Source organism: Treponema sp. R6D11 (genome assembly GCF_054786075.1).
Map to the genome: position 1 here is coordinate 1 of NZ_BDHD01000192.1, position 3,239 is coordinate 3,239.

The window sequence follows — 3,239 nt, forward strand, 5'->3', positions numbered from 1 at the left end:
CAATAATAGGCTGTTTAACGGCGTGGAACTTTGGAATGATAAACTTTAAAATAACGGTTTTTTTTGGTCGTTTTTTTGCTTTTTTCTCCTCTTTTATCCCTATGGGCTGATGATAGTCAGGATTCCTATGGAAATGTATCGGATTATTTAAATAATATTTACGGGATTGATGATAATTCGGGCTTAACCGCCTTCCCGATATTAAATATTCCAATGGGTGGGCGCTCCGAGGGCATGGCGGGGGCGTTTTCCGCAGTTTCTGACGATATTTCTTTCCTTGAATTTAACCCTGCCGGCTCGTCAATGTTGGAAAAGTCGGAATTGGCGTTTTTTCACAATAACTGGATAGCCGATGTAAAAATTGAGGGCATAGCCTATTCTACGCGCTTGGGAAATCTTGGTCTTGCCGCCGGAGGAAAATGGCTCTATTCGCCTTTTACCGAGTACAATTATTACGGCGATAGGGTGTCAGGGGGCTATTATTCGGAAGGCGCGGCAATTATAAACGCCTCTTATAATTTTTTCTCAGGGTACTATTTTTCCGGGCTGTCACTTGGAATGAACGTGAAGGGCGCTTTTCGCTCTATGCCCGATTATACCGATGATCACGACAATGTAATCAAAGGTTCCGGCGCATCTCAATCTACGGCAATGGTTATGGCGGATATTGGTCTGCTTACAAGGTTTAACTTTTTAAAGGCTTATAATTCAAAAGATAAGAACGCGTCCGCCGCTCTTGTAATCCGCAACTTAGGACCGTCCGCGCTTGATGAACCTTTGCCAACCGTAGTTAATGCGGCAATTTCATATAAACCGATTCGTCCGCTGACATTAGGCTTTGATTTTTTGCTTCCGTTAAATTTAGCGGATATTTCTCTTTCTGAATCGCCTTACGGGGCTTTAGGTTTGGCTGTTAATGTTACAAACTTTTTATCTATGCGCGCCGGCGTAATGTTAAAACCGGGAAGCAGCCGCGTTACTGTCGGTAGCGCCGTAAGTATGGATAAAATTTCTTTCGACATAAATTATACCCTGGATTTACTTACACAGTTACAGCCCCTTAACAGGATAAGTCTTGCGGTGCGTTTTGATTTAGGCGACGGCGGTAGAGGGCTTTTGTCGAAAAAAGTAGATGAATTGTATCTTTTGGGTCTTGAGGCTTATTCAAAGGGAAATCTGGACGATGCTAGAACGTGTTGGGAAGAGGCGCTAAAACTTGATCCAAAATACGATCCCGCAAGAGAAAGTCTTGCTATGTTGAATGACCGTGAAAATTTAAAACAAAAGATAGAAGATCTTTATAAATTGGATTTCTAGAAAACAGTTAATTATTTCTTGCGTCTAAAAACTCTATAATTTATATTCGGGAAAATATTATGCCTTCGTTCCAAGTTGGTAAGCCATTCTGTGCTGATGTAATTACTGCCAAGTGCTTCATATATTGTTGTAAAATTGCGAAGGGCGTTTTCCGCTTGATTTGCGGCATATTCGGTTGAGTCCTGTCTGAATAAAAGGCTAGACCAGTCCGAAGATTGGGCAAGCAGTATTTCCCGCGCCGCCTGATTTAACGCCCTTTCTTTTAATCCTGAATCGTCAGGGAAGCGTTCAGCTAACTCTGTCATTCGTTCCATGGAACGCGCAAGGTGGCGATAAATCCAGTCATTGGAAACGTCAAGCCATGTTTCAGCGTAACCATTTACGCCGCTTGATGAAAATTCGGGAGAAACAACTTGAATATTAGAAAAATCCTGTTTAAAAATATATTCGCTTGGACAGATAAATTTTAGATCCTTGTATTCATTTGCAAGACGGAAAAGCGTTTCTATAAATTGAAAACCCTCATGCCAAAGGTTGCCAAAAAAGCCTGCGTTATTCGCATAAAGGCTTAACGGCGCTTCTGTCATGTGCTTTGACGCTTCTTCCAGACGGGTAATTGTGTTTTGCAAAAATGTTTTTGCGTATTCTGCTATTTTGTCATTAGCAATCTTGGGGTTATAATTTCCGCCGGAACGCGACCAATACTTGTACCCCGTTCTGTGCCTTTCGCCTTCTGCGCTTAAAAACGCTTTTACAGTTTCAGGCGGCAGTTCATAACCTACATCTCTGTCATTGTTGCGGTATATTTCATCTGCCGCCGCTTTTTCTGTTTCACGCACAGCATATAGATCCCTTGCAAGGATAAATGTGCCATTATGTGTTTTTACAGGATAAAAAGTCCCTTTATCAGGCATTGGGTTGCCAAACAAAAGACCGTGGCTGTCTACAATGGTGTAAGAAAAGTTATAGTCTCTTAAATATGGTTCCAATGCGGAAGACCAACCGAGTTCCGGTAGCCAAAACCCCTGTGGAACGCCTGCAAAGTAGCGCAGGAAGCCAAGATTTCAAGTTTGCCCTTACGTCTGTAAGAATCAAACGCTTTTAAAAGATTTTTTTCATAGCGTTCCGTATACGCGATTCTTCTATCGACGATTGTGTTACAATAATGTTGAGCCAACTTGTTTAATTCATCGTTATTTGCAGTTCTTTCAATCTCCTGCCTTCCAAATTCAATTTGCTTGTCAATATAGGACAAATATTTTTTTTGTAAATGATCGTCTGTTAATAAATGAATAAGAATAGGAGAAATTGCCAAAGCAATACGGAATGGAATATGCTCTGTTTCCAGGCGATGCAATAATTCAAGAAGCGGAAGCAGTGTTTCGCTGACATATTCAAAAAAACGGCTTTCTTCGCCGGCTTGGGATAAATCATTTTCTTTTTGGTATTCTCTTACAAAAGGCAGATGAGCTTCTAAAACAAGCGAGATCGCATAACGGAATTCCATTTACTGCCTCTTACCCGTGGATTGATGATCCATGTTTTTTATTATTGATAAATCTCGCGCTCCCGAAAGATGAATTAAAGGGTTTTTTTCCATATCCGCGATAATATCATTATCATAAGGTTTTGGCAAAGTAAACGGCTGCGAAACCGCTATTTGCAACATAATATCGCCCCTGTTTACGCAAAGCTGAATAACATAACAATCCGAGTTTTGTGAGGAATGTTCCACAATGCCTAAATACCTGCCGCTGTCTTGCGCGCCTACAGATACCGTAAAATGATTATCATTTGGAGCTTTTTCTTTTCCGTTTTTATCAAGAGGAATTACACGCAAACAATAACCGTCAAAATCATCTTCGTTTTCATATAATTCCCTGTCATGTTTTTTTATTTCCCAAAAAGCAAAAACCCAAAGA

3 protein-coding genes and 1 pseudogene are annotated in these 3,239 nt (G+C 40.7%); 1 reads left to right on the forward strand and 3 read right to left on the reverse strand.

The window, feature by feature from the left end; genetic code table 11:
* Nucleotides 1–63: 63 nt before the first annotated feature.
* On the forward strand, nucleotides 64–1,317 hold the full coding sequence (locus ACYVTD_RS10975) for a UPF0164 family protein (RefSeq protein ID WP_461247811.1): 1,254 nt from the start codon (nucleotides 64–66) through the stop codon (nucleotides 1,315–1,317).
* 11 nt (nucleotides 1,318–1,328) lie between these two features.
* Here the strand turns inward: ACYVTD_RS10975 and ACYVTD_RS10980 are convergent, their stop codons facing one another.
* The 3 genes and pseudogenes from ACYVTD_RS10980 to ACYVTD_RS10990 all read right to left on the reverse strand — a co-directional run.
* Nucleotides 1,329–1,631: a DUF1957 domain-containing protein gene (locus ACYVTD_RS10980; protein WP_461247813.1), complete on the reverse strand. Its 303-nt coding sequence runs from the start codon at nucleotides 1,629–1,631 to the stop codon at nucleotides 1,329–1,331.
* A 183-nt stretch (nucleotides 1,632–1,814) separates the two neighbouring features.
* Nucleotides 1,815–2,824: pseudogene (locus ACYVTD_RS10985) on the reverse strand (DUF1957 domain-containing protein); the annotation flags it as partial.
* A partial coding sequence (locus ACYVTD_RS10990) for a DUF4912 domain-containing protein (protein WP_461247812.1) occupies nucleotides 2,825–3,239 on the reverse strand: 415 nt, incomplete at its 5' end.